Below are 24,278 nucleotides of genomic sequence, written 5' to 3'. Positions count from 1 at the left end.
CGCCCGCCCTCAGCCCTTGCTCTGCGCCCACTGCTGCCACTCCAGCACGTTCGCATCGTGCTCCGCCTTGGTCGCGGCGAACTTGGTCTCGCCGGTGTCGGTGTTGACGGTCACCCAGTAGAGCCAGTCTCCCTCGGGCGGGGAGATCGCGGCGTCGATCGTCTCGCCACCGGGGTTCGAGATCGGGCCGACCGGAAGACCGGCGTGCATGTACGTGTTGTACGGGGAGTCCGAGGCGCGCTCCTCCGCGGTGGTGGACACCGAGCTGCGCCCCGAGGCGTAGGCGACCGTCGAATCCAGCTGCAGCGGCATCGGCGTGCCGCCGGCCTCCCCGACCCCGTCGAGACGGTTCTGGATCGTGCGCACCACCCGGCCGTAGTCCTCCGGCGTCTTGGCCTCCTTCTCGGCGATCGAGGCGAGCGTGAGGATGCGGTACTGGTCCTGCGGCGCGACGCCGCGCTTGTCGAGCTCGGACAGGGTCCGGGCGACCATCTCGCTCAGCACGTCCTGGGCGGTGGCGTCCTCGGCGAACACGTAGGTCCCCGGCCACAGGTAGCCCTCGGCGCTCTTGGCGGGGTTCTCGGGGACCCCGAGCGCGGTGTAGTCGGCGGCCGCGGCCTCGAAGTCCGCGACCGGGATGCCGGTGGCCTCCGACAGCTTCGGGAGGATGACGCTCATCCGCTGCCCCTCGGGGATCGTCACCTTCGCACCGGCCACATTGGCCGGGTCGAGCAGCGCCGTGAGGGCTTCGTCCGAGGACATCTGCTTCTTGAGCCGGTAGTTGCCGGGCGAGATCTTCGAGGCGTCGGGGTTCGCGCCGAACTGCGCGGAGAAGGGCGCGGTGGTCTTGATGACGCCCGCCTCCTGGAGGGTCCTGGCGATGTCGCCGCCGCTGTCGCCCTCCTTGACCTCGATCACGACCTCGCCGGTGCCGGGCCCCGGGTAGTCCGTGGCGTCCGCATCCGAGGCGACGTCGACGTTCGTGGTGAGCCACCGGTAGCCCAGGAATCCGCCGCCTCCCACGGCCAGCAGCGCCAGCAGCACGACGAGCGCCGGGAGCATCGTGCGCAGGGGCGTGCGGCGACCGGCGGCGCGCCTCTTCCCGCGCCGGGAGCCGCGTCCTGCCGCAGGGTGCTCGTCCGCGGCGTGCTGCGCCTCGTCCTCGCCCACGAGCTCGTCGAGCAGCGAATCGTCGTCGTTCATCGGTCGGTCTCCTGGTCCGTGCGACCGGGCCCTGGGGAGTGGGGCTCGGCGTGGCGCCGCGTGCCCTCGAACGCCTCGCCGGCTCGGCGGCCGGTCGAGCGCTCGAGGTCGAGCGCCTGCTGGAGGATCATCACCGCGGCGACCTGGTCGACCACCGCGCGATGCCGACGGCCCTTGCGGCCCGACGTGTGCAGCGCCTGGTGGGCCGTCACCGTCGTCAGCCGCTCGTCGACCAGTCGGATCTCCACCTCGCCGCCGCCGGCCTCGAGGGCCGCGACGAGCTCGGCGCAGAAGGCCCGGGCCTTGGCGGCCGCAGGTCCCTCCTGCCCCGCGAGGGTCCGCGGGAGCCCGACCATGATGACACGGGCCTCGTCCTCGATCGCACACGCGGCGACCTCGCGCGCCGCGGCGGCCCGCTCGAGTGTGCCGACGGGCGTGGCGAGCAGGCCGTCCCGGTCGCTGCGGGCCAGGCCCACGCGCACGTCGCCGACGTCGACGCCGAGACGGACGTACCGGGCGGGCAGCCCGGCCTCGGCCGGGCCGGATGTCACGGGGCGACCGTCGCGGTCACGGCCGCGCGGACGGCCCCGAGCGCCTCGGCCGCGCGGGCGTGGTCCCCGCCGCCGCCCTGGGCCATGTCGTCCTTGCCGCCGCCGCGTCCGCCCATGGCCTGGGCGCCCTCCCGCAGCAGGGCACCGGCCTTCAGGCCCTTCTCCCGCGCTGACGCATTGGTCGCGACCACCAGGGCGGCCTTCCCGTCGGCGGCGCCGATCACGGCGACGACCGCGGGCGCGTCCTCGCCCAGGCGGGCGCGCAGGTCCAGGGCGAGGGTCCGCAGGTCCCCGGCCTCGACGCCCTCCCCCGCGTCGTGGGCCAGGACGCGGATCCCGGAGACGTCGGCGGCCTGCTCGACGAGCCGCCCGGCCTCGGCCTGGAGCTGGGTGCCGCGCATCGCGGCCAGCTGCTTCTCCATGTCCTTGACGCGCTGGGTCAGCGAGCGGACGCGCTCGGGCAGGTCATCGGCGCCGACGCGCAGCAGCTCGGAGAGCTGGGAGACGAGCGCGTGCTCCTTGGCCTGGAAGCGGTAGGCGCTCTGGCCCACCAGCGCGTCGATGCGGCGCACGCCGGAGCCGATCGAGGCCTCGCCCATGAGCTGGACGGTGCCGAGGTAGCCGGTAGAGGGCACATGGGTGCCCGCGCACAGCTCCTGGGACCAGTCGCCGCCGATGGAGACGACGCGCACGATGTCGCCGTACTTCTCGCCGAACAGCGCCATCGCGCCCGCGGCGCGCGCCTCGTCGATCGGCATCTGGCGGTCGGTGACCTCGAGCTCCTCCTGCAGGAGCGTGTTGACGCGCCCCTCGACCTGGGCGAGCGCCGCCTGCGGCACGGCGGAGCCGAAGCGGAAGTCGAAGCGGAAGCGGCCGGGCGAGTTCTCCGAGCCCGCCTGCGTCGCACCCTCGCCGAGCTCCTCCCGCAGGGCCTTGTGGACCATGTGCGTGGCGGTGTGGGCGCGGGCGATCGCGCCGCGGCGCACCGGGTCGATGCTCGCAATCGCCGGGCTGCCCTGCTCGAGGGAGCCCTCGACGAGGCGGCCGCGGTGGACGGTCAGCCCCTTCACGGGCGCCTGGACGTCGTCGACCTCGACGATGCCGCCGCCCTCGAGGGAGATGCGGCCGGTGTCGGCCAGCTGCCCGCCCATCTCGGCGTAGAACGGGGTGCGGTCGAGGACCACCTCGACGTCGGCCGGGGCGTCGACGCGCTGGACGAGCGCGCCGTCGACGAGCACCGACTCGACCGTGACGGCCGCCGTGTCGTCGGTGTAGCCGAGGAAGGGCACGGACTGACCGCGAGCGGTCAGCAGCGAGTTGTAGAGGGCCGTGTCGGTGTGGCCGGTCTTTTTGGCGGCCGCGTCCGCGCGGGCGCGGTCGCGCTGCTCGGCCATCGCAGTGCGGAAGCCGTCCTCGTCGACGCGCAGGCCCACCTCCTGGGCCATCTCGAGGGTGAGGTCGATCGGGAAGCCGTAGGTGTCGTGCAGGCGGAACGCGTCCTCGCCGGCGACGACGCCAGCGCTCGTGGACTTCGCGGCCCCGGCGACCTGGTCGAAGATCGCGGTGCCGGTCTCGAGGGTGCGGCGGAAGGCGTCCTCCTCGGTGCAGATGACGTCGCTGATGCGCGCGAAGTCGGTCTCGAGGGAGGAGTAGGTCTGCGCCATCACGTCCTTGGAGACGGGCAGCAGCTCGGGCATCGACGGCTTGTCGTAGCCCAGCAGGCGCATCGAGCGCACGGCGCGGCGGATCAGGCGGCGCAGCACGTAGCCCCGGCCCTCGTTGCCGGGGCGCACGCCGTCGCCCACCAGCATGAGGGCGCTGCGCACGTGATCGGCCACCACGCGCAGGCGGACGTCGTCCTCCGCGCCCGCATCGCCGCCGCCGTAGCGCTTGCCGGTCAGCTGCTGGGCCCGATCGATGACGGGGAAGACCTGGTCGGTCTCGTACATGTTCGCCTTGCCCTGCAGCAGGTAGGCGAGACGCTCGATGCCGAGCCCCGTGTCGATGGCCTTCTGCTCGAGCTCGCCGAGCAGCGGGTAGTCCTTGCCGGAGCCCTCGCCGCGCAGGAACTCGTCGAACACGAGGTTCCAGATCTCCAGGTAGCGGTCGCCGCCCGGATCGATGGTGCCGCCGGCGGCCTCGGGGCCGAACTCGGGGCCGCGGTCGTAGTGCCACTCGGCGCAGGGGCCCGCCGGGCCGGGCTGGCCGGTGGACCAGAAGATCTCCTCGCGGGTGAGCTTGACGATGTGCTGGGGGTCGATGCCGATCTTGCGGGTCAGCACGTCGTAGGACTCGGCGTCCTGCTCCCAGATGGTGACCCACATGCGGTCGCCCTCGAGCCCGAAGCCGCCCTCGTCGACGGAGCCGGTCATCAGCTCCCAGGCGAGGTCGATCGCCCCCTCCTTGAAGTAGTCGCCGAAGGAGAAGTTGCCGCCCATCTGGAAGAACGTGCCGTGGCGCGTGGTGCGCCCGACGTTGTCGATGTCATTGGTGCGGATGCACTTCTGGACGCTCGCGGCGCGCGGCCACGGGGCGCGCTCGGTCCCCACGATGTAGGGGATGAACGGCACCATGCCGGCGACCGTGAACAGGATGGAGGGGTCCGAGGAGACCAGGGAGGCGCTCGGCACGATCTCGTGGGCCTTCTTCTCGAAGAAGTCGAGAAAGCGGCTGTGGACCTCGGAGGTGCGCATGGGGAGTCCTTCCTGGACCGACGGGCGTCGGGTGCTGCGGAGACGTGCGGGATGGGGCGTGCGGGTGCACGCGAGCGTGCGGCGGGTGCGAAAGAGCCCCGGTCAGCGTACCGGAGGCACGACTGCCGGGGCTCTCGCCGCGGGCTGAGGGATCAGCGGGCGTAGTACTCGACGACCATCTGGACCTCGCAGGTCACGGGGACCTCGGCGCGCTTGGGGCGCGAGACCAGCTTGGCCTTCAGCTCGGGGAGCTCGACCGACAGGTACGACGGCACGGAGGCCAGCACGTCGGCGTTGCCGCCCTCGGCAGCGTTCTGGAAAGGCTCCATGGCCTGGGACTTCGGCTTGATCTGGATGGTCTGGCCCGGCTTCACGCGGAAGGAGGGACGGTCCACCAGCTTGCCGTCGACCAGGACGTGGCGGTGCACGACGGCCTGACGAGCCTGGAGGATGGTACGGGCGAAGCCGGAGCGCAGCACGAGCGCGTCGAGACGCATCTCGAGCAGCTCGACCATCGACTCGCCGGTCAGACCGGCCTCCTTGCGGGCGTCGAGGTAGGCGCGGTGCATCTGCTTCTCGCGGAGCGCGTACTGCGCGCGGAGACGCTGCTTCTCACGGAGACGGACGGCGTAGTCGGACTCGGTCCGACGACGGGCACGGCCGTGCTCGCCCGGGGGGTACGGGCGCTTCTCGAAGTACTTGACGGACTTCGGGGTAAGCGGGAGCCCGAGGGCTCGGGACAGTCGCGCCTGGCGGCGCGCACGGGTGACGTTGGTCACGAAGATAACCTCTGTTCAGACGCAATGAATCCAGTAAGGCAGCCGCGGATTCAAGGGACGACAGTACCGGAGCGCATCGGGCGCCTCAACCATCCCCGCCGCAGGTCACGCCCGCTGCGCTGTGGAGTCGATCACGTGCCCCGCGTGATCCGCCGCAGCGCCTCGAGGCGCCGCGACACCGCGGCCTCGGCGCCGTGGCCGCTCGGCGCGTAGTAGTCGCGTCCCACGAGATCGTCCGGCGCGTACTGCTGGGTCGCCACGCCGTGCGGCGCGTCGTGCGCGTAGACGTAGCCCTGCCCGTGCCCGAGCTTCTTGGCCCCCGCGTAGTGGGCGTCGCGCAGATGGGCGGGCACCGGGCCGCCCCGGCCCTCCCGGACGTCGGCGATCGCGGCGTCCAGGGCCTTGTAGGCGGCGTTCGACTTCGGCGCGGTGGCGATGTGCACCACGGCCTGGGCCAGCGGGATGCGGCCCTCGGGCATGCCGAGGTTCTGGACCGCGTGCATGGCCGCCATCGCGACGGGCAGGGCGGTGGGGTCGGCCATCGCGACCTCCTCGCTCGCCGCGATCACCACGCGGCGCGCGATGAACATCGGGTCCTCCCCCGCGACGATCATCCGCGCGAGGTAGTGCAGGGCCGCGTCGACGTCGCTGCCGCGCATCGACTTGATGAAGGCGCTGGTGACGTCGTAGTGCTGGTCCCCGGCGCGGTCGTAGCGGAGCGCGGCGACGTTGACGGCGTGCGCGAGCGCCTCGGCGTCGATCAGCGTGCCGCCGTCCATGAGCACGGCCGCGGCGGCGGCCTCGAGCGAGGTGAGGATCTTGCGGGCGTCGCCGCCGCCCAGGCGCAGGAGGGCCTCGCGCGCGTCATCGGCCAGCTCGACCGCTCCCCCGAGCCCGCGCTCGTCGGTGAGCGCCCGGTCGATGAGCTCCGAGAGGTCCTCGGGGGCCAGGGACTCGAGGTCCAGCACGATCGAGCGCGACAGGAGCGGGGAGATCACCGAGAAGTAGGGGTTCTCCGTGGTGGCGGCGATGAGCGTGACCCAGCGGTTCTCGACGCTCGGCAGCAGGGCGTCCTGCTGCGACTTGGAGAAGCGGTGGACCTCGTCGACGAACAGGACGGTCTCGCGGCCCGTCGCGGCGAGGCGGCGCCGTGCGGCCTCGACCACCTCGCGGATGTCCTTGACGCCCGCGAGCACGGCGCTGACCTCCACGAACTCCCGGTCCCCGGAGGACGCGACGACATAGGCGAGCGTGGTCTTGCCGGTCCCGGGCGGCCCCCAGAGGATCACCGAGGCCGGGGAGGTGCGGGCGTCATCGGCGGCGATCAGCCGGCGCAGCGGCGATCCCTCGCCGACGACGGATCGCTGGCCGACGACCTCGTCGAGGGTGCGCGGGCGCATCCGGACCGCCAGCGGCGCCCGGTGGTCGCGGTTGCGGTCCGACAGCGTGCGCGGCGCCGGGGCGTCGCCCGCCGTCGAGAACAGATCGTCGTCCATGCCCCCAGGGTAGGCGGCGGGCCTGACCGGCGAGCGCGCGGCCGGTGCGGCCTCAGCGGCGGCGCAGCCCTCGGGCGATGCTCCCCGCCCAGGCCGGGCCCTCGTAGATGAGTCCCGTGAAGCCCTGCACGAGGTCCGCCCCGAGGGCAAGGCGCTCGGCGACGTCGGCGGCGGTCATCACGCCGCCGCAGCTGATGATCACGGCGTCGCGGCCCAGCGCGGTCCGCAGCAGGGTGAGCATCTCGACCGCGCGCTCGGCGAGCATCGGGCCCGAGAGGCCTCCGGCGCCTGCGGCCTCGACCTTCGCGCGCGGGGTGACCAGGGTGTCGGGACGGGCGATGGTGGTGTTCGCGGCAATCACGCCCGCCAGCCCCACCTCGTCGACGAGCTCGGCCACGGCGATGACGTCGTCATCGTGGAGGTCCGGCGCGATCTTCACGAGCACGGGGACGTCGCGCCCGTCCGGTCCGGCCCCCCGGGCCTCCTCGACGACGGCCGCGAGGATCGGGCGCAGGGCGTCGACGCCCTGGAGGTCGCGCAGTCCCGGCGTGTTGGGCGAGGAGACGTTGACGGCGAGGTAGCTCGCGACGGGAGCGAGGATCCGGGCACCGAGACCGTAGTCCTCGACCGCCTGCTCAGCGGGAGTGGTCTTGTTCTTGCCGATGTTCACGCCGATCACGGCGTCGCGCCCGCGCCGGGTCTCGCGGATCCGCATCATGCGCCGCGCCATCGCCTCGGCGCCCTCGTTGTTGAAGCCCATGCGGTTGACGAGCGCGCGGTCCGGGATCAGGCGGAAGCTGCGCGGCTTCTCGTTGCCGGGCTGGGGGCGGGGCGTGACGGTGCCGACCTCGACGTGCCCGAAGCCCATGTCGAGCAGGGCCAGGGCGATCTCGGCGTCCTTGTCGAAGCCGGCGGCCATGCCGAAGGGTGTGCGGTGGGGCAGTCCGAGCGCGGTGATCGACGGGTCGGCGCCGCGGCCGATGCCGTGGCCGAACAGGGTCCGCAGCACGAGCGGCCCGCCGGGGACGGCATGGGCGAGCGCGAGCGCCCGCACGGTCGCATGATGCGCGAGCTCGGGATCGGTCCGCGAGAGCACGTGCTGGAACAGGAGGTGATAGGGACGCAGAGCCACGGTCACAACCTATCCCCGGCAGCGGGCGTCGCAGCGGGACGCGCCGCCCGCCGTCGGCGCAGCAGATAGGCGATCGCCACGACCGGGAGCACGAGGGGCACGTACCCGTAGCCGGCCCCGAAGCGGGACCACACGGTCGCGTCGGGGAAGAGAGCGGGGTCGAGGACGGTGAGCACCCCGACCGCGAGGACGCCGAGCAGCTCGGCGCTGCACAGCCACAGCGCCGCGCGCGAGTCCCCGCCGCGCCGGGCCAGCAGCACCGTCGCGGCGATGTAGGTGAGGGCGGCGACGAGCGAGAGCGCGTAGGCGACGGGGGCGGTGCCGAAGCGCTCGATGATCTGCACGCTCGCGCGCGCGGTCGCGGAGATCGCGAAGATCCCGTAGACGATCACGAGCAGCGTCGCGAAGCCGCGCTGGCGCCGGGGCGAGGGGGCTGTGCTCGCGCGGAGCGGGCCGCTCATGCGAATCCCCCGGCCCAGATCTGCGGGAGGCGCAGCTGCAGCACGAGCATCGTCACGGCGACGGCGAGGATCGCGGCGCTGCCCCAGCGGGTGCGCTCCCCCACGCCCAGCCAGATCCCGGCGATCGGCAACACGGCCCCGGTGAGCAGGTATCCGTACAGGGTGACGGGATCACCGACCGTCCCGCCGCCGAGGTCGCGCAGGGCCAGCGCCCCGGTCTCGAGCAGCCAGACCAGCAGCACGAGCGCGCACGCGCCCAGCAGCACGAAGTCCGCGGCGAGGTCCTTCGCCGTGTAGTAGAGGGCGAGCAGCGCCGTCAGCGCGCTCACCGCATAGACCGCGATCATCAGGATGGACACGCGCATCCTCTCCGTTCCGCTCCCTCGCGCCCGATCCCTCGAGCCGGGCGGGGCCGCGGATCAGGGCTCGCACGGCCGGACCTACGATAGACGCATGCCTGATATCACCCTGACCTCCGTCTCTCCCGACGCCGTCGATGCCGACGTCCTGATCCTGCCCGTCCTCAAGGCCGAGGAGCCCGTCGTGCTCGGCCCCGGGGCCACCGCCGGTGCCGCCGCCGCGATCGGCGCGAGCGGCGCCGCCGACGAGGTCTCCCGCGTCCCCGCGCCCGCGGGCATCGCCGCGTCGTCCGTCGTGCTGACCGGCCTGGGCGTCGCCGCGCTCGAGGACGCCAGCGCCGAGGACCTCCGTCGCGCCTTCGGCGCCGCGACCCGTTCGCTCGCGGGCGTCGCCTCCGCCGCGATCGCCCTGCCCGGCGGCACCGCCGAGCAGCTCGCCGCCGCCGCCGAGGGCGCCCTCCTGGGCGCCTACGCCTTCATCGCCCACAAGTCCGGGGAGCCGAAGGGCCCGCTCGGCGCGATCCAGGTGCTCGGCGAGGGCATCGACGCCGACCTCGAGCGCTCGCGGATCGTCGTCGACGCCGTGAACCTCACCCGCGACCTCGTCAACACGCCCCCGAACCTGCTGTTCCCCGCCGAGTTCGCGCGCCGCGCCCAGGAGACGGCCGCGGACCTCCCCGTCGAGGTCACGGTGCTCGACGAGAAGCAGCTGGCCGACGGCGGCTACGGCGGCATCGTCGGCGTCGGTCAGGGCTCGTCGCGCCCGCCGCGCCTGGTCCGCCTCGACTACGCGCCCGCCGGCGCCGAGCGCCACGTCGCGCTCGTCGGCAAGGGCATCACCTTCGACTCGGGCGGCATCTCGCTCAAGCCGGGCCCCGGCATGGAGGAGATGACCTCCGACATGACCGGTGCCGCCACCGTCCTGTCCGCCCTCCTCGCGGCCGCCCGCCTCGAGCTGCCCGTCCGCGTCACCTCCTACCTGGCGCTGGCCGAGAACCTGCCCGGCGGCGGCGCCCAGCGCCCCGGGGACGTGGTCACCATGCGCAACGGCAAGACCGTCGAGGTGCTCAACACCGATGCCGAGGGCCGCATGGTCATGGCCGACGCCCTGGTCGATGCCGTCGCCGACGACCCCGATCTGGTCATGGACGTCGCGACCCTCACGGGCGCCGCGATCGTCGCGCTCGGCAAGCGGACCGCCGCCGTCATGGGCACCGAGGACGCCCGGTCGACGGTCCTGGCCGCCGCCGAGACGGCGGGAGAGCCCTTCTGGCCCCTTCCCTTCCCCGCCGAGCTGCGCGCCGACCTCGACGGCCGCATCTCCGACCTGAAGAACATCGGCGACCGCTGGGGCGGCGCCCTGACCGCGGGCATCTTCCTGCAGGAGTTCGTGGGCGATGCCGCCTGGGCGCACCTGGACATCGCCGGCCCGTCCTTCGCCTCCTCGGCCCTGGGCTACATGGGCAAGGGCGCGACCGGGATGAGCGTCCGCACCGTGCTGCAGGTCATCGAGGACCAGGTCGGCTGATCCGTCGATCACGTTCGGCGCACCGCCCGCCCTCGTCGCGCACGAGGGCGGGCGGTTCCCGTCCGACCGGCAAGGCGCTGTGCCCTAGCATGGAAGGGACATCCCCCTCACCGCATTAGGGAGCATGAACGTGGCGGAAGAGACCACTGACCAGACGTACGACCTCGTGATCCTGGGAGCCGGCTCGGGCGGCTACGCCGCCGCCCTGCGCGCCGCAGAGCTGGGCATGAGCGTCGCCCTCGTGGAGAAGGACAAGCTGGGCGGCACCTGCCTGCATCGCGGGTGCGTCCCCACCAAGACGATGTTGCACGTCGGCGAGGTCGCCGACACCGCCGCCGAGGGCGCGTCCCTGGGCGTGAAGATGACCGTCGAGGCCATCGAGATGGAGTCGGTCCTCGGCTTCAAGGACAAGATCGTCGGCCGCCTGTACAAGGGCCTCCAGGGCCTCGTGAAGTCGGCCAAGGGCATCGAGCTCGTCTCCGGGCACGGCCGCCTCACCGGCCCCAAGACCGTCACGGTCGAGACCGAGTCCGGCACCCGCTCCCTGACGGGCGCGAACGTCGTCCTCGCCTCCGGCTCGTTCTCCAAGACGCTCCCGGGCCTCGAGCTCGGCGGGCGCATCATCGACTCCGAGGCGGCCCTCGAGCTGACCTCGGTCCCCAAGAACCCGATCATCCTGGGCGGCGGCGTCATCGGCGTCGAGTTCGCGAGCGTCTGGAAGTCCCTGGGCGCCGAGTCCGTCACGATCGTCGAGGGCCTGCCCCACCTCGTCGCCAACGAGGACGAGGCCCTGTCCAAGGCCCTCGAGCGCGCCTACAAGAAGCGCGGCATCGCGTTCTCCCTGGGCACGTTCTTCGAGAAGGCCGAGCAGACCGAGAACGGCGTGACCGTCACCCTCGTCGACGGCAAGACCTTCGAGGGCGACTACCTGCTCGTGGCCGTCGGCCGCGGCCCCAACACCAAGGACCTCGGCTACGAGGAGCAGGGCATCTCGATGGACCGCGGCTTCGTGCTCGCTGATCCCGCGACCCTGCAGACCAACGTCGAGGGCGTCTACGCGGTCGGCGACATCGTTCCCGGCCTGCAGCTGGCCCACCGCGGCTTCCAGCAGGGCATCTTCGTGGCCGAGCAGATCGCGGGCCTCGCCCCCGCCCCGATCGTCGAGTCCGGCATCCCGCGCGTCACCTACTGCGAGCCCCAGCTCGGCTCCGTCGGCCTCACCGAGAAGCAGGCCAAGGAGAAGTACGGCGACGACGGCGTGGCGACCTACGAGTACAACCTCGGCGGCAACGGCAAGTCCCAGATCCTCGGCACCACCGGCTTCGTGAAGCTGGTCCGCGAGAAGGACGGGCCGGTCGTCGGCATCCACATGGTCGGCACCAACATGTCCGAGCAGATCGGCGAGGCCCAGCTGATCGTCAACTGGGAGGCCTACCCGGAGGACGTCGCCTCGCTGATCCATGCTCACCCCACGCAGAACGAGGCTCTCGGCGAGGCGCACCTCGCGCTCGCCGGCAAGCCCCTGCACGCCCACGCCTGACTCGCCCCTTCAGGAGGAGAAGAACATGTCCGAAACCGTGAAGATGCCTGCGCTCGGTGAGTCCGTCACCGAGGGCACCGTGACCCGTTGGCTCAAGTCCGTGGGCGAGACCGTCGAGGTCGACGAGCCGCTGCTCGAGGTCTCCACCGACAAGGTCGACACCGAGATCCCCTCGCCCGTCGCGGGCGTCATCGAGAAGATCCTCGTGGACGAGGACGAGGACGCCGAGATCGGCGCCGACCTCGTCATCATCGGCGACGGCTCCGGCGCGGGCGATGCCCCGGCCGGCGGCGGCGAGGACCTCGCCTCCGACGAGACCGCCGCTCCCTCGACCGAGTCCGATGCCCCGGCGGGCGCCGACGAGCGCCCCGGTGAGGGCGAGCAGGACGGCGCCGCCGAGACCGCCGAGGCTCCGGCCGCGGCCCCCTCCGCGTCGGAGCAGGGCTCGGCTGGCGGCCAGGAGGTCACCATGCCCGCGCTCGGCGAGTCCGTCACCGAGGGCACCGTGACCCGCTGGCTCAAGGAGGTCGGAGACAGCGTCGAGGTCGACGAGCCCCTGCTCGAGGTCTCCACCGACAAGGTCGACACCGAGATCCCCTCGCCCGTCGCCGGCACGCTGCTGGAGATCAAGGTCGCCGAGGACGAGGAGGCCGAGATCGGCGCCGTCGTCGCGATCATCGGCGACGCGTCCGCCGCTGCGGCGCCGGCCGCGGAGGCGCCCCAGGCTCCCGCCGCGGAGGAGCCCGCCGCGCAGGAGGCCCCGGCCGCCGCGCAGGAGCCGAAGGCCGACTCCACGCCGCAGACGAACGCGGCCGACGACCAGGCCCCGCGCCCGCAGGCATCGGCAGCGGTCTCCGGCGGCTCCTCGGACGGCCCCGGCTACGTGACCCCGCTCGTGCGCAAGATGGCCAACGAGGCCGGCATCGATCTGGCGACCGTCGCCGGCACCGGTGTGGGCGGTCGCATCCGCAAGCAGGACGTCCAGGAGGCCATCGCGGCGAAGAAGGCGGCCGAGGCCGCCCCGGCGCCGTCGGCCGCTCCCGCCGCCGCTGCTCCCGCGGCTGCGGCGAAGCCCGCCCCGGCCGTCGAGGTCTCCCCGCTGCGCGGCACCGAGGAGAAGATGTCGCGCCTGCGCAAGATCGTCGCCTCGCGCATGGTGGAGTCCCTGCAGACGCAGGCCCAGCTGACGACCGCGGTCGAGGTCGACATGACCAACGTGGCCAAGCTGCGCGCGCAGGCCAAGGACTCCTTCGCGGCGCGCGAGGGCGCCAAGCTGACCTTCCTGCCGTTCATCATGCAGGCCGCGGTCGAGGCGCTGAAGGCGTACCCGAAGCTGAACGCCGAGATCGACGGCGACATGATCAAGTACCACGGCACCGAGAACATCGGCATGGCCGCGGACACCGAGCGCGGCCTGGTCGTGCCCGTGATCAAGAACGCCGGCGACCTGAACCTCGCGGGCCTGGCACGCCGGATCGGCGAGCTCGGCGCGAAGGCCAAGGGCAACAAGCTGGGCCCGGACGATCTCCAGGGCGCGACCTTCACGATCACCAACACGGGCTCCGGCGGTGCGCTGTTCGACACCCCGATCGTGCCCAACCCGCAGGTGGGCATCCTCGGCTGCGGGACGATCGTCAAGCGCCCCATGGTCATCACCACGGAGGCCGGCGACGACGTCATCGCGATCCGCTCGATGATGTACCTGTTCCTGTCCTACGACCACCGTCTCGTGGACGGCGGCGACGCCGCCCGCTTCCTCACCTCGATGAAGAAGCGCCTCGAGGCCGGCCAGTTCCAGGGCGACCTGGGCCTGTGACCCGCTGAGCGGAGCCCGGTGCCTGCCGTGCAGGCACCGGGCGCCCCAGGGCCCGTCACCGTCTCGCACGGTGGCGGGCCCTCCGTCGGTCACACGGGGTCGACGCGCTCCAGCAGCCAGCGACCGTCGAGCCAGACGAGGTGGAGCACGACCTCGTGCTCCGGGACCGCGGGGACGGTGCGCACCGTGCCGTCGGGCAGGGTCAGGGTCCGCTCCGATTCGCTGATGCGGGCCCGGATGCTCGCGGTTCCCGCCGCCGTGTCGCAGGCGATCACCTCGGCCGACACGACCGTCGTCGTCCACCCGGTCACCGTCACATGCCGATACGCCTCGGCCAGGCGCGCGTCCTGATCGGCGGCCGGAGACCCGGGAGCGGTCGCGGTGTCCTCCACGCCGGCGACGAGATGCTCGCGCCGAGCGCTCGCCAGGACGCCGACGAGCCCGACGGGATCGGCCGGCTCCACCGCAGACTCCTCGGCGGCCGCATCCTCCGCACCGGGAGCCGCGGACGCGGTGCTCGCCCCCTCGGCCTCCGCCTGCGGCGAGATCCCCGGGACGGTCGCGAGCACGATCAGCACCGTCAGGGCGCAGACGGCGGCGGCACCGACGGCGAGGCCGCGCCAGGCGAACGGCGCGCGTCCCTGCAGCGACCGACGCCAGCGACGCAGCATCGACGCCGCCGCGCCCTCTCCGCGACCGGCGTCGCGGCCCGCCGGGAGCCGCGCGCTCCAGGGCCGTCCGGACTCCTGGCTCCACGGCTGCACGACGAGGCCCGCGTCGCCGGTCCGCGCCGCGAGGGGCGACCACGAGCGCGCAGGTCGCCGCTCCTCCGCGGCCACGCGGCGGGTGGGGGCGTCGTCGCTGGCGGCACGCGGAGCCGATGGCGGCGGCGGCGCCTGCAGCGGACTCACCGCGGGTGGATCCGAGCGCTCTGCTCCGCCCGCCGCAGGGCCGGGTCCCGTCCCATCGGCGTCATCGATCCAGGGCGCCGGAGCGGCATCGGCACGTCGGCGCAGCGTCCGCCCCGCGTCGCCCAGCACGCTGTCGAGCCACCGCTGGTCCGCGAGCCGTCCCGCGAGCGTCGCCCCGGGCGCGAGGGCGGAGAGGTCGCGGATCATCACCGTGCCGTCGGGCCGGAAGCCGAGCCCCTCGCGTCCCGTCAGTCCCAGCACGTGGTCGGCGGCGTGGAGGCGATCGAGGGCCGCCTCGAGCCGTTCGCGCACCGCCGCCTGGGCCAGCCGCTCTGCCGTCCTCGGGTCGCCGGCGACGGCGCTGCGCCGCCCGCCGCCGGGGCGCCAGGCCGCGGCGTCCTCGCGGACGTAGGCGCCCGGAGCACGACCGAGCACCCGCGGCAGCGCCTCGACGCCCTCGGCGGCAAGACGCTCGAGCAGGTCGGCCTGGGCATCGACATCGCCCGCGTCCCCGATCCCCGGCTCGGGCCCTGCCAGGACCACTCCTCGGCCGTCCCGGGTCCGAGCACGGCGGGCCCGCACGCCGCCGCCGCTCGACTGCGTCTCCCCCGGTGTGCAGCTCCCCGGGTCGATGCCCCATGCCGCGCTCGTCCCCATCCCGGGCCTCCCTCCCTCGCCTGCCCTCGCCTGGTCTCGCCTCCATGGCGTGCGCCCAGTGAACCTCGGCGGCGGCGCCTCCTGCTCACGTCATCCACAATCCGCAGGTCGGACGTAGGATCGAGGGGTGCTCGACATCCTCCGCCTCGGCTTCAGCGATCCCCTCCCCGGTGGGGACGACCACGACGTCTTGGGCCTTCCCGGGGGGCCGGTGGAGTACCGGCGCGCCTGGGAGATCCAGCGGGAGGTCCACGCCGATGTCGTCGCCGGCCGCCGCCCCGACACGCTGCTGCTGCTCGAGCACGAAGCCGTGTACACGGCGGGCAAGCTCACCGCGGATCATGAGCGGCCGCGCGACGGGGCGCCCGTCGTCGACATCGACCGGGGCGGGAAGATCACCTGGCACGGCCCCCACCAGCTCGTCGGCTATCCGATCGTCCGCCTGCCCGCGCCGATCGACGTCGTCGGCTTCGTCCGCGCCCTGGAGCGGGCGCTCATCGGCGTCTGCGCCGCGTTCGGGGTCCGGACGGTCCCGGTCGAGGGCCGCAGCGGCGTCTGGTCGCTCGACCCCGCCCGGGAGGACCGCAAGGTCGCGGCGATCGGCATGCGCGTCTCCCGCCGCACGACGATGCACGGGTTCGCGCTCAACTGCGCCAACGACCTCTCCTGGGCGCGCAACGTGATCCCCTGCGGGATCGACGACGCCGGTGTGACGAGCCTGAGCGAGCTCGCGGGGCGCCGGATCGGCGTGCCGGAGGTTCTGGGCCCGGCGGAGGAGGCGATGCGCGCCCTCATCGCCGAGCGCACGCGGGGCCGCGAGCCGCTGCCCGTCCCGCAGTCCGGGCCGGGTCGCTGACCTCGGCTCCGGGCCCGCAACTGCGGCGCCCTTCCCTGTCGGCCGCTGCGGGCACGTCGGCCGGTAGACTGCGCCTCGACCCCGACATTGAGGAGGACCGGCGCGTGACCATCGCCCCGGAGGGACGCAGGATGCTGCGCATCGAGGCGCGCAACGCCGAGACGCCCATCGAGCGCAAGCCCGACTGGATCAAGACCCGTGCCGTCATGGGCCCCGAGTACGCCGACATGAAGAAGCGGGTCCACGGTGAGGGCCTGCACACGGTGTGCGAGGAGGCGGGCTGTCCCAACATCTTCGAGTGCTGGGAGGACCGCGAGGCCTCGTTCCTCATCGGCGGCGACACCTGCACCCGACGCTGCGACTTCTGCAACATCGCGACCGGCAAGCCGCTGGCGATCGATCCCGCGGAGCCGCTGAAGGTGGCCCGTTCGGTCCAGGAGATGGGCCTGCGCTACACCACCATCACGGGCGTGGCGCGCGACGACCTCCCCGACGGCGCGTCCTGGCTGTTCGCGGAGACCTGCCGCCAGGTGCATGCGCTGAACCCCGGCACCGGCGTGGAGCTCCTCGTTGACGACATCAAGGGCGACACCGCGGCGCTGCAGGGCATCTTCGACGCCCGCCCCGAGGTGTTCGCCCACAACCTCGAGACGGTGCCGCGGATCTTCAAGAGCATCCGCCCCGCCTTCCGCTTCGAGCGCAGCCTCGAGGTGATCCAGGCGGCGAAGGACGCCGGGATGATCACGAAGTCGAACCTGATCCTCGGCATGGGCGAGACCGACGCAGAGATCGTCGACACGATGGAGCAGCTGGTGGAGTCCGGCTGCGACATCCTCACGATCACCCAGTACCTGCGCCCCTCCAAGAAGCACCACCCCGTCGACCGGTTCCTCAAGCCGGAGCAGTTCCTGGACCTGTCCGCCGCCGGCGAGGAGATGGGCTTCCTGGCCATCATGGCCGGCCCGATGGTCCGCTCCTCCTACCGCTCGGGCCGCCTGTGGGCCCAGGCGATGACCAAGCTCGGCCGCGAGATCCCCGCCGATCTCGCGCACCTGGACCAGGAGACCCCTGCGTACCAGGAGGCCGTCAACGTCGTGGCCCGCCGTGCCGCGGCCGGCGGCTGCTGATCCCCGCTCCCGAAGAAGAGAACATGCCTCGCAACGAATCCCCGGCGGCCAAGGCCGCCCCCAAGCAGCCCGGGCGCCTCAAGCAGATCGCCCAGGTGTTCCAGGAGACCCGCAAGGCCGATGCCTCCACGGTCCCGCTCATGCTCCTGGGCCTGCTGGCGCCGATCGCCGTCGCCGTGCCGCTGACCTGGGTCGCGTTCGACAGCCCCTGGTACGGCCTGTTCATCGGCCTCATGATCGGCACCCTCGTCGCGATGTTCATCCTCGCGCGCAAGGCGGAGTCCGCCGCGTACTCGCGGATCGCGGGCCAGAAGGGCGCCGCTCTGGCGGCGATGGGCTCGATCCGTCGCGGCTGGAACGTCGAGCAGGAGCCGTGCGCGCTGGATGCGCGCAGCCAGGAGATGCTGTTCCGCGCGAGCGGCCGCGCGGGCGTCGCGCTCGTCTCGGAGTCCTCCACCGGCGGGGCGATGCGCCTGCTGGAGAAGGAGGGCAAGCGGCTCGAGCGCCTGCTGCCCAACGTGCCGGTCCACAAGATCATCGTCGGCGACGACAAGGACAAGGGCGAGGTCCCGCTGCCCAAGCTCGCCGCGCACATGACGCGCATGAAGCCGGTGCTGACGAAGGAGGAGGCCGCTGCCGTCGCCAAGCGTCTGCAGGCGATGCCCAACCCGATCCGCCAGGCGATCCCCAAGGGCATCGATCCCACGCGCGCGCGCCCCAACCGCAAGGCGATGCGCGGACGCTGATCCCGCGCCCTGCAGACAGCACGAGGCCCCGTCCACCTGGACGGGGCCTCGTGCTGTCTCAGGCGCCGCATCGCGCCGCCGTTATCATTCCGTGACCTTTGTTATCTGACCGTGACATTCGGTATCTGCGCAGGTCACAGGCGCAGCGGGCCGCACGTGAGCGGTCAGGCGCGCACCACCGCGGTGCCCGCCGCGACGTCCTGGAGGGGCTGGCCGTCGCGGTTCCAGATCAGCGTCGGCAGCAGCAGGAGCAGCAGCGCGGTGCGCACCAGCGCCCGCAGCGGCATGGGCCACCGCCGCGCCACGGGGACGGTCCGCAGCCCCAGCACGAACTGACCGATCGTCGCCCCGAACAGGCTCAGCAGCACGACCGACATGGCCGTGAACAGGGGCCACACCAGGTGCACGCTCCCGTCCATGAGCAGGGCGGATGCCCCCGCGCACAGGCTCCAGTCGATCGCATAGCCGACGAAGCGCCGTCCGATCGGCGCCACGGATCCGGGCCCCTCGGCGGGCAGGCCCCAGGTCGCGCCCTTGACGTGGGAGGGGTCGGTGGGGGCTCCGTCGATCCAGGAGCCGAGGTCTTCGCGGTCGATCACGCCCAGAACTGTAGCCGGACGCCCTCGAGGACCGTCCGGACCGCGTGCATACACTGACGGCGCCGGGCGCGCCCCGGCCCCGCCCGGCCTTCCCGGATCGAGCGGGCAGCAGACATCCGCCCCCCGGGGTCCACGACGCGCACGGCCGAGCGCCGCGCGGATGGAGGAAGAGTGTTCAGCAATCCCAGCGAGGTCGCGAAGTACATCGAAGAGGAGGGCGTCGAGTTCATCGACATCCGGTTCATCGATCTGCCCGGCGTGATGCAGCACTTCAACATCCCGGCGTCCACGTTCGACGCCGAGGCGATCGCCACCGGCCAGATGTTCGACGGGTCCTCGATCCGCGGCTTCCAGGCGATCCACGAGTCCGATATGAAGCTGATCCCGGACCTCGAGACGGCCTACCTGGACCCGTTCCGCGAGCGCAAGACGCTCATCATGAACTTCTCGATCGTCGACCCCTTCACCGACGAGCCCTACTCGCGCGACCCCCGCACCGTCGCCGCCAAGGCCGAGGAGTACCTGCGGTCGACGGGCATCGCGGACACCGCCTACTTCGCGGCCGAGGCCGAGTTCTACATCTTCGACGACGTCCGCTTCAAGACGGACGTGAACTCCGGCTTCTACGAGATCGACTCCGACGAGGGCGTGTGGAACACGGGCCGCGACGAGTCCGCCACGGGCGGCAACCTGGGCTACAAGACCCGCCTCAAGGGCGGCTACTTCCCCGTCTCCCCCAACGACCAGATGGCCGACCTGCGCGATGAGATCTGCGCGGTGCTCGCCGAGACCGGGCTCGAGATCGAGCGCGCCCACCACGAGGTCGGCACCGCGGGACAGCAGGAGATCAACTACCGCTTCAACACGCTGCTGCAGGCCGCCGACGACGTCATGAAGTTCAAGTACGTCGTCAAGAACGTCGTGTGGGAGAACGGCCGCACGGTCACGTTCATGCCCAAGCCCCTCTTCGGCGACAACGGCTCGGGCATGCACACCCACCAGAGCCTGTGGAAGAACGGCGAGCCCCTGTTCTACGACGAGCGCGGCTACGGCGGCCTCTCGGACGTGGCGCGCTGGTACATCGGCGGCCTCATCGAGCACGCCTCCTCGCTGGTGGCGTTCACGAACCCGACGGTCAACTCGTTCAAGCGCCTCGTGCCGGGCTTCGAGGCCCCCGTGAACATGGTCTACTCGGCCCGCAACCGCTCGGCCTGCATCCGCATCCCGGTCACCGGCACGAGCCCCAAGGCCAAGCGCATCGAGTTCCGCGCCCCCGACCCCTCGGCCAATCCGTATCTGTCCTTCGCCGCGCAGCTGATGGCCGGCCTCGACGGCATCCGCAACCGGATCGAGCCGCCGGAGCCGATCGACAAGGACCTCTACGAGCTTCCTCCGGAGGAGCACGCGCAGATCAAGCAGCTCCCCGAGTCCCTCGGCGCGGCCCTCGACGCGCTCGAGGCCGACCACGACTACCTCACCGAGGGCGACGTGTTCCCCGAGGACCTCATCACCACCTGGATCAAGTACAAGCGGACCAACGAGATCGACCCGTTCCGCTTCCGCCCGCACCCCCACGAGTTCGAGCTGTACTACGACATCTGAGCGGGCCGAGCGGCCCGGGCTCGGACCCGGACCGCTCCCCGAACAAACGGAGCCCCGTCGCGCGCACGCGCGGCGGGGCTACGTCGTCGAGCACTGCCAGAGGGCTGTCGCAGGCCTTTTGCACGGCTATTGCACGACCTTCGCACGGCGGTCAGCCGAGCGCGTCGAGCCCTCCCTTGGCCTTGAGCAGGCTCAGCAGCAGCGCCTTGGGGGTCGCGGACTCCTCGAGGGCGCAGGGCTCGGCCTCGAAGGCCCACACCTGCTTGAGCGCCCGGAACACGTCGAACTCCTCGGGCCCGGTCTTCAGCGGCACCACGCGGTACCCGCCGGGCTCGGGCAGGTGGATGATGAACGCGCCGGTCATCTCGGGGACGTCGCGGATGGTGCCGTCGTCGTCGAGCAGGTGCTCGGCGTTGACCACGGCCACGCCCTGCAGGGCGTAGTCGCCGCGCACCTTCTTCGAGGTCTTGATGTCGCCGGACAGCACGCTGCCGCCGATCTTCACGATGCAGTCGGTGGTGCCCGCGTAGCCGACGGAGTGGTTCAGCACGGTCTGCTCGATCTCGAGGAACTCCGGGGAGAAGTCCTGCAGGAAGGCGTCATAGCCGTCCAGGCGCACGGCGGCGCGATCGAGCAGCGCATCCAGCGACCGCTCCTGTGCGAAGGCCCCGGTGGCCAGGCGCATCTCCTCGACGCGCGCGGCCACGTCCTCGCGGTCCGGCCGGCTCCCCGCACGCGCCCAGTCCTCGCAGACGGCGTGCACCAGGGTGCCGAACTCGGAGGCGATGCGCGTGTGCTCCTCGGCGGCCGCGGCGATGCGCTTCTGGCTGCCCCACTTGTCGCGCGTCACGCGGGAGATCTCGGCCTGGGCGCGTCCGGGATTGCGGTCGAGCCACGCGTACATCTCGAGCGCGCGCTTCGAGGCCATGCTGGCGTACCAGCCCTGCAGATGGTCCTTCGCGCGCATCCCGGAGATCGTCGTGATCGACGGGTAGACGAGCGGCCCGTCGGGCTCGAGGCGGTACATGCGGCCGCGGGGCGTGTCGGCGCTCAGCTTCGGTGTGGTCATGGCTCCTCGGAGTCCGGGGCGAGCGCTCGGCACGCCCCGGGTCATGGTCTGGACAGCCTCCCCAGGCTACGCGCCGGGGCCGGGCTCCCCGAAGAAGACCGCCTCGACGATGCCGCGGGCGTGACGCGTCACGCGCAGGTACTCCTCCTCGACCTGCCGCGCCGTCGCGTCGGGGCCGAGGACCACTTGGGCGGCGGCGCGCAGCTCGATGCGGTCCAGCGGCAGGATCGCCGATTCGCGGCCGCGCCAGAGGAACAGGGCGCCGCGCAGCTCCCAGGCCAGTCGCCATGCCGCCGCGAGGTCCTCCGCCGAGCGCCGGGGCAGCACGTCGGCGTCGACGAGCGCGTCCAGCAGGTCGAGGGTCCCGGTGCGGCCGCGCAGCGCGGGATGCGCGGAGGCGGAGTCCATCGTCAGCAGCTGGACGGTCCATTCGACGTCGGTCATCGACCCGCGCCCGAGCTTGAGGTGGCGGGAGGGGTCGGTGCCACGGGGCAGGCGCTCGGACTCCACCCGGGCCTTCATCCTGACGATGTCGCGGCGCTGCTGCGCCGTCAGGCCGCCGTCGGGGTAGCGGTGGCGGTCCATGGTCTCGCGCATGGCCTCCCGCAGCGCCGCGGAGCCGAAGATCGGCCGGGCGCGCAGCAGCGCCTGGCGCTCCCAGGTCTCGGCGCTGCGGTCGTAGTGCCCGCTCCAGGACTCGATCGTTCGGACCAGCACCCCGTTGCGCCCCTCGGGCCGGAGATCCGCGCTCACCTTCATGTCGGCGCCGGACGAGGGGGCGTTGAGGATCCTCTGCAGGGTCGTGGCGACCTTGACGGCGACGGAGGTGGTGGCCTCGCCCGCCCCGGCATCGGCCACGACGAACTGCACGTCGGCGTCCGAGGAGTAGCCCATCTCGGCGGCGCCGAAGCTGCCCATCGCGAGCACGCCGAGGTCGATGCCCAGGCGCTCGAGGGCCGACTGGTCCTCGTCCGCGTCCTCCCCCGTCGTCTGCGGCTGCTCGCTCGGCCGCTCCGGGCCGTCCTCGGTCGCGACGACGTGCGCCGCGACCTGCACCCCGGCCTCGAGCACGGCCTCGGCCAGATCGGTCAGCGCCGCCGCGACCTCCTCGGGGCGCACCAGGTGCACCAGGTGCGCCATGGCGATGCGGAGCAGCTCGCGGCGCCGCGTGCGGCGCAGCACCTCCGTCGCCTCCTCGGCGGTGTCGACGCGCCGGATCACGGCGGCGAACTCGCCGATGAGGGCCTCGCGTCCCAGCGGGCGCAGCTCCTCGTCACGGGCGAGCCAGCGGACCGCCTCGGGGATCTGCTCGAGCTGCTCCCCGGCGTACCGGGAGTCGGAGAGCACGCGGGTCAGGCGCTGGGCGGCGACCCCGGAGTCCCGCAGCAGCCCCATGTACCAGTGGGCCGAGCCCACCGCGTCGGACAGGCGGCGGAAGGCGAGCAGCCCCAGGTCGGGGTCGACGCCGTCGGCGAACCACTCGAGCAGGCTCGGCAGCAGCTGGCGCTGGATCGCGGCGCGCCGGGAGATCCCCTCGGTGAGGGCGTCGATGTGGGCCAGTGCCCGCTTCGGATCGCGGTAGCCGATCGCGGCGAGGCGCTCGGCGGCGGCCTCGGGCGTGAGCCGCACCTGGTCCTCGGACAGCGTCGAGGCGGTGTCGAGCAGGGGGCGGTAGTAGATCTCCTCGTGCAGGCGCCGCACGCGACGGCGGACCTTCTCGTAGCGGGCGGGGAACTCGTCGGGGAGGAGGCCGAGCGCCCGCGCGAGGCGCCGCAGGTCCCCCTCGGAGGTCGGGAGAACGTGCGTGCGGCGCATCCGGTGCAGCTGCAGGCGGTGCTCCACGGCGCGCAGGAAGCGGTAGGAGGCGTCCAGCTCCGCGGCGTGGTCACGGCCGATGTAGCCGCCGTCGCGCAGGCGCTCGAGGGCCGGCAGCGTGCCGCGGACCCGCAGGGACTCGTCGCCGCGCCCGTGGACCATCTGCAGCATCTGGACGGTGAACTCGACGTCCCGCAGGCCGCCGGGGCCGAGCTTGAGGTTGCGCTCGACCTCGCCGCGCGGGATGTGGTCGATGACGCGGCGGCGCATGGCCCGGGAGTCCTCGACGAAGCCGTCGCGCGCGGCGGCCTGCCAGACGTGCGGCGCGACCATCTCGACGAAGGCCTCTCCGAGGTCCCGGTCGCCCGCGGCGGGCCGGGCCTTCAGCAGCGCCTGGAACTCCCAGGAGGCCGCCCAGGTCCGGTAGTAGCGGCGGCAGGAGTCGAGCGTGCGGGCGAGCGGGCCGTCCTTGCCCTCGGGCCGCAGGTTCGCGTCGACCTGCCACAGGGAGCCCTCCGCGGTGCGGTCCGAGCAGACGCGCGCGAGCTCGCGCGCGAGCGAGGACGCGGTCGCGATGAGCGCCTCCTCGTCGACGCTCCCGCCGTCCGCGCCGGGACGGGGCTCGGCCACGTGGATCACGTCGACGTCGGAGATGTAGTTGAGCTCGCGCGCCCCGGTCTTGCCCATCGCGAGGACCGCGAGGCGCACGTCCTCGTGCCCGTCGACGCTGGTCCGGGCCACGGCGAGGGCGGCGTCGAGGGCGGCGTCGGCGAGGTCGGCGAGGGCCTCCGAGACGGCGGGCTGCACCGCCGTGGGGTCCGGGGCGGCGAGGTCCGCGACGGCGATCTGCACGAGCCGCTCGTGATAGGCGATCCGCAGGGCGTCCCGACCGGACCTCCCGTCGCCGGCGGCCACGGGGATCTCGGCGTCCGGGTCGGCGCCGACCGCCCGCAGCAGGCGCCTGCGGACCTCCGCGGTCGCGGCATCCAGGCCGTCCGCCTCGCCCTCGAGCGCGACGATGCGGTCCGGGTGGCGGGTCAGGAAGTCGCCGAGGGCGACCGATGCTCCCAGGAGGGTGACGAGCCGGGACCCGGCGGTGCCCTCCTCGCCGACCTCGGCGAGCAGGCGCGCCGCGCCCGCCTCGTCCGCCTGGCGGGCCGATTCGGCCCACCGCAGCAGGCCGATGAGCGCCTCATCGGGGTCGGCGGTCCGCCCGATCGCTTCGACGCCCGCACGGTCGAGCCCGTCGAGGGCGGGATCGGCGAGGAACCGCTGGGCGCGGTCGGTCCGGCCGAAGCCGAGGCGGGCCAGGCTCCCGGTGCTGATCTCGACGCTCAC

General features: G+C 72.8%; 19 protein-coding genes. 7 read left to right on the top strand and 12 right to left on the bottom strand.

Features of this window, described 5'->3' with window-relative positions:
- Window positions 1-9 precede the first annotated feature (9 nt).
- From mltG to FM110_RS01465, 8 genes are all read right to left on the bottom strand, one after another.
- Window positions 10-1,203, bottom strand: coding sequence for an endolytic transglycosylase MltG (mltG, locus tag FM110_RS01500; protein ID WP_087101985.1), 1,194 nt, complete (start codon window positions 1,201-1,203; stop codon window positions 10-12).
- Window positions 1,200-1,754: a Holliday junction resolvase RuvX gene (gene ruvX / locus FM110_RS01495; RefSeq protein WP_087101983.1), complete on the bottom strand. Its 555-nt coding sequence runs from the start codon at window positions 1,752-1,754 to the stop codon at window positions 1,200-1,202. Before ruvX ends, mltG begins: the two co-directional genes overlap by 4 nt.
- On the bottom strand, window positions 1,751-4,447 hold the full coding sequence (alaS, locus tag FM110_RS01490) for an alanine--tRNA ligase (protein ID WP_087101981.1): 2,697 nt from the start codon (window positions 4,445-4,447) through the stop codon (window positions 1,751-1,753). The genes ruvX and alaS overlap by 4 nt, the downstream gene beginning before the upstream one ends.
- A gap of 152 nt (window positions 4,448-4,599) precedes the next feature.
- On the bottom strand, window positions 4,600-5,226 hold the full coding sequence (gene rpsD, locus FM110_RS01485) for a 30S ribosomal protein S4 (RefSeq protein WP_087101980.1): 627 nt from the start codon (window positions 5,224-5,226) through the stop codon (window positions 4,600-4,602).
- Window positions 5,227-5,357: 131 nt separating this feature from the next.
- Window positions 5,358-6,722, bottom strand: a complete 1,365-nt coding sequence (locus FM110_RS01480) for a replication-associated recombination protein A (protein WP_087101978.1) — start codon at window positions 6,720-6,722, stop codon at window positions 5,358-5,360.
- Between the two features lie 52 nt (window positions 6,723-6,774).
- A complete protein-coding gene (locus FM110_RS01475; protein ID WP_087102016.1) occupies window positions 6,775-7,848 on the bottom strand; it encodes a quinone-dependent dihydroorotate dehydrogenase in 1,074 nt (357 codons plus the stop codon).
- 8 nt (window positions 7,849-7,856) lie between these two features.
- A complete protein-coding gene (locus FM110_RS01470) occupies window positions 7,857-8,315 on the bottom strand; it encodes a hypothetical protein (RefSeq protein ID WP_087101976.1) in 459 nt (152 codons plus the stop codon).
- Complete coding sequence (locus FM110_RS01465) at window positions 8,312-8,680, bottom strand: hypothetical protein (RefSeq protein ID WP_087101975.1); 369 nt, start codon at window positions 8,678-8,680, stop codon at window positions 8,312-8,314. The genes FM110_RS01470 and FM110_RS01465 overlap by 4 nt, the downstream gene beginning before the upstream one ends.
- A gap of 88 nt (window positions 8,681-8,768) precedes the next feature.
- Between FM110_RS01465 and FM110_RS01460 the strand changes: the two genes are divergently transcribed.
- From FM110_RS01460 to sucB, 3 genes are all read left to right on the top strand, one after another.
- On the top strand, window positions 8,769-10,202 hold the full coding sequence (locus tag FM110_RS01460; protein WP_087101972.1) for a leucyl aminopeptidase: 1,434 nt from the start codon (window positions 8,769-8,771) through the stop codon (window positions 10,200-10,202).
- A gap of 130 nt (window positions 10,203-10,332) precedes the next feature.
- The gene (lpdA, locus tag FM110_RS01455) at window positions 10,333-11,742 is read left to right on the top strand and encodes a dihydrolipoyl dehydrogenase (protein WP_087102014.1); all 1,410 of its coding nucleotides are present in this window, start codon (window positions 10,333-10,335) and stop codon (window positions 11,740-11,742) included.
- A gap of 25 nt (window positions 11,743-11,767) precedes the next feature.
- On the top strand, window positions 11,768-13,558 hold the full coding sequence (gene sucB, locus FM110_RS01450; RefSeq protein ID WP_087101970.1) for a 2-oxoglutarate dehydrogenase, E2 component, dihydrolipoamide succinyltransferase: 1,791 nt from the start codon (window positions 11,768-11,770) through the stop codon (window positions 13,556-13,558).
- Between the two features lie 89 nt (window positions 13,559-13,647).
- Here sucB and FM110_RS01445 read toward each other — a convergent pair whose 3' ends face one another.
- Entirely contained in the window at window positions 13,648-15,126 is a 1,479-nt protein-coding gene (locus FM110_RS01445) for a hypothetical protein (RefSeq protein WP_143276199.1), read from the bottom strand.
- 127 nt (window positions 15,127-15,253) lie between these two features.
- Here FM110_RS01445 and lipB point away from each other — a divergent pair, with 127 nt between their 5' ends.
- From lipB to FM110_RS01430, 3 genes are all read left to right on the top strand, one after another.
- Window positions 15,254-15,982, top strand: coding sequence for a lipoyl(octanoyl) transferase LipB (gene lipB / locus FM110_RS01440; RefSeq protein WP_087101966.1), 729 nt, complete (start codon window positions 15,254-15,256; stop codon window positions 15,980-15,982).
- 104 nt (window positions 15,983-16,086) lie between these two features.
- Window positions 16,087-17,109 carry a lipoyl synthase gene (gene lipA, locus FM110_RS01435; protein ID WP_087101965.1) on the top strand — a complete coding sequence of 341 codons (1,023 nt, stop codon included), beginning with the start codon at window positions 16,087-16,089 and terminating at the stop codon, window positions 17,107-17,109.
- 23 nt (window positions 17,110-17,132) lie between these two features.
- Complete coding sequence (locus tag FM110_RS01430) at window positions 17,133-17,855, top strand: DUF4191 domain-containing protein (RefSeq protein WP_087101963.1); 723 nt, start codon at window positions 17,133-17,135, stop codon at window positions 17,853-17,855.
- 164 nt (window positions 17,856-18,019) lie between these two features.
- Here FM110_RS01430 and FM110_RS01425 read toward each other — a convergent pair whose 3' ends face one another.
- Window positions 18,020-18,454 carry an RDD family protein gene (locus FM110_RS01425; protein ID WP_087101961.1) on the bottom strand — a complete coding sequence of 145 codons (435 nt, stop codon included), beginning with the start codon at window positions 18,452-18,454 and terminating at the stop codon, window positions 18,020-18,022.
- A 171-nt stretch (window positions 18,455-18,625) separates the two neighbouring features.
- On the opposite strand from FM110_RS01425, the gene glnA reads away from it, so the two are divergent.
- Entirely contained in the window at window positions 18,626-20,056 is a 1,431-nt protein-coding gene (gene glnA / locus FM110_RS01420) for a type I glutamate--ammonia ligase (protein ID WP_087101959.1), read from the top strand.
- A 151-nt stretch (window positions 20,057-20,207) separates the two neighbouring features.
- Here the strand turns inward: glnA and FM110_RS01415 are convergent, their stop codons facing one another.
- Together FM110_RS01415 and FM110_RS01410 are read right to left on the bottom strand one after the other, a co-directional pair.
- Complete coding sequence (locus FM110_RS01415) at window positions 20,208-21,125, bottom strand: PD-(D/E)XK nuclease family protein (RefSeq protein WP_087101957.1); 918 nt, start codon at window positions 21,123-21,125, stop codon at window positions 20,208-20,210.
- A 66-nt stretch (window positions 21,126-21,191) separates the two neighbouring features.
- Window positions 21,192-24,278: a bifunctional [glutamine synthetase] adenylyltransferase/[glutamine synthetase]-adenylyl-L-tyrosine phosphorylase gene (locus FM110_RS01410; RefSeq protein ID WP_087101955.1), complete on the bottom strand. Its 3,087-nt coding sequence runs from the start codon at window positions 24,276-24,278 to the stop codon at window positions 21,192-21,194.

This window comes from Brachybacterium nesterenkovii (genome assembly GCF_900163655.1).
In the GTDB taxonomy this organism is placed as follows: Bacteria; Actinomycetota; Actinomycetes; order Actinomycetales; family Dermabacteraceae; genus Brachybacterium; species Brachybacterium nesterenkovii.
Note: the sequence above shows the minus strand (reverse complement) of the source record. Positions and strands in the feature narration are given on the sequence as shown.

Bases quoted from the DNA above. Each gene is read 5' to 3' on its own strand.
- mltG (WP_087101985.1), bottom strand. From the start codon at position 1,203: ATGAACGACGACGATTCGCTGCTCGACGAGCTCGTGGGCGAGGACGAG.
- alaS (WP_087101981.1), bottom strand. From the start codon at position 4,447: ATGCGCACCTCCGAGGTCCACAGCCGCTTTCTCGACTTCTTCGAGAAG.
- FM110_RS01480 (WP_087101978.1), bottom strand. From the start codon at position 6,722: ATGGACGACGATCTGTTCTCGACGGCGGGCGACGCCCCGGCGCCGCGC.
- FM110_RS01470 (WP_087101976.1), bottom strand. From the start codon at position 8,315: ATGAGCGGCCCGCTCCGCGCGAGCACAGCCCCCTCGCCCCGGCGCCAG.
- FM110_RS01465 (WP_087101975.1), bottom strand. From the start codon at position 8,680: ATGCGCGTGTCCATCCTGATGATCGCGGTCTATGCGGTGAGCGCGCTG.
- FM110_RS01460 (WP_087101972.1), top strand. From the start codon at position 8,769: ATGCCTGATATCACCCTGACCTCCGTCTCTCCCGACGCCGTCGATGCC.
- sucB (WP_087101970.1), top strand. From the start codon at position 11,768: ATGTCCGAAACCGTGAAGATGCCTGCGCTCGGTGAGTCCGTCACCGAG.
- FM110_RS01445 (WP_143276199.1), bottom strand. From the start codon at position 15,126: ATGGGGACGAGCGCGGCATGGGGCATCGACCCGGGGAGCTGCACACCG.
- FM110_RS01430 (WP_087101963.1), top strand. From the start codon at position 17,133: ATGCCTCGCAACGAATCCCCGGCGGCCAAGGCCGCCCCCAAGCAGCCC.
- FM110_RS01415 (WP_087101957.1), bottom strand. From the start codon at position 21,125: ATGACCACACCGAAGCTGAGCGCCGACACGCCCCGCGGCCGCATGTAC.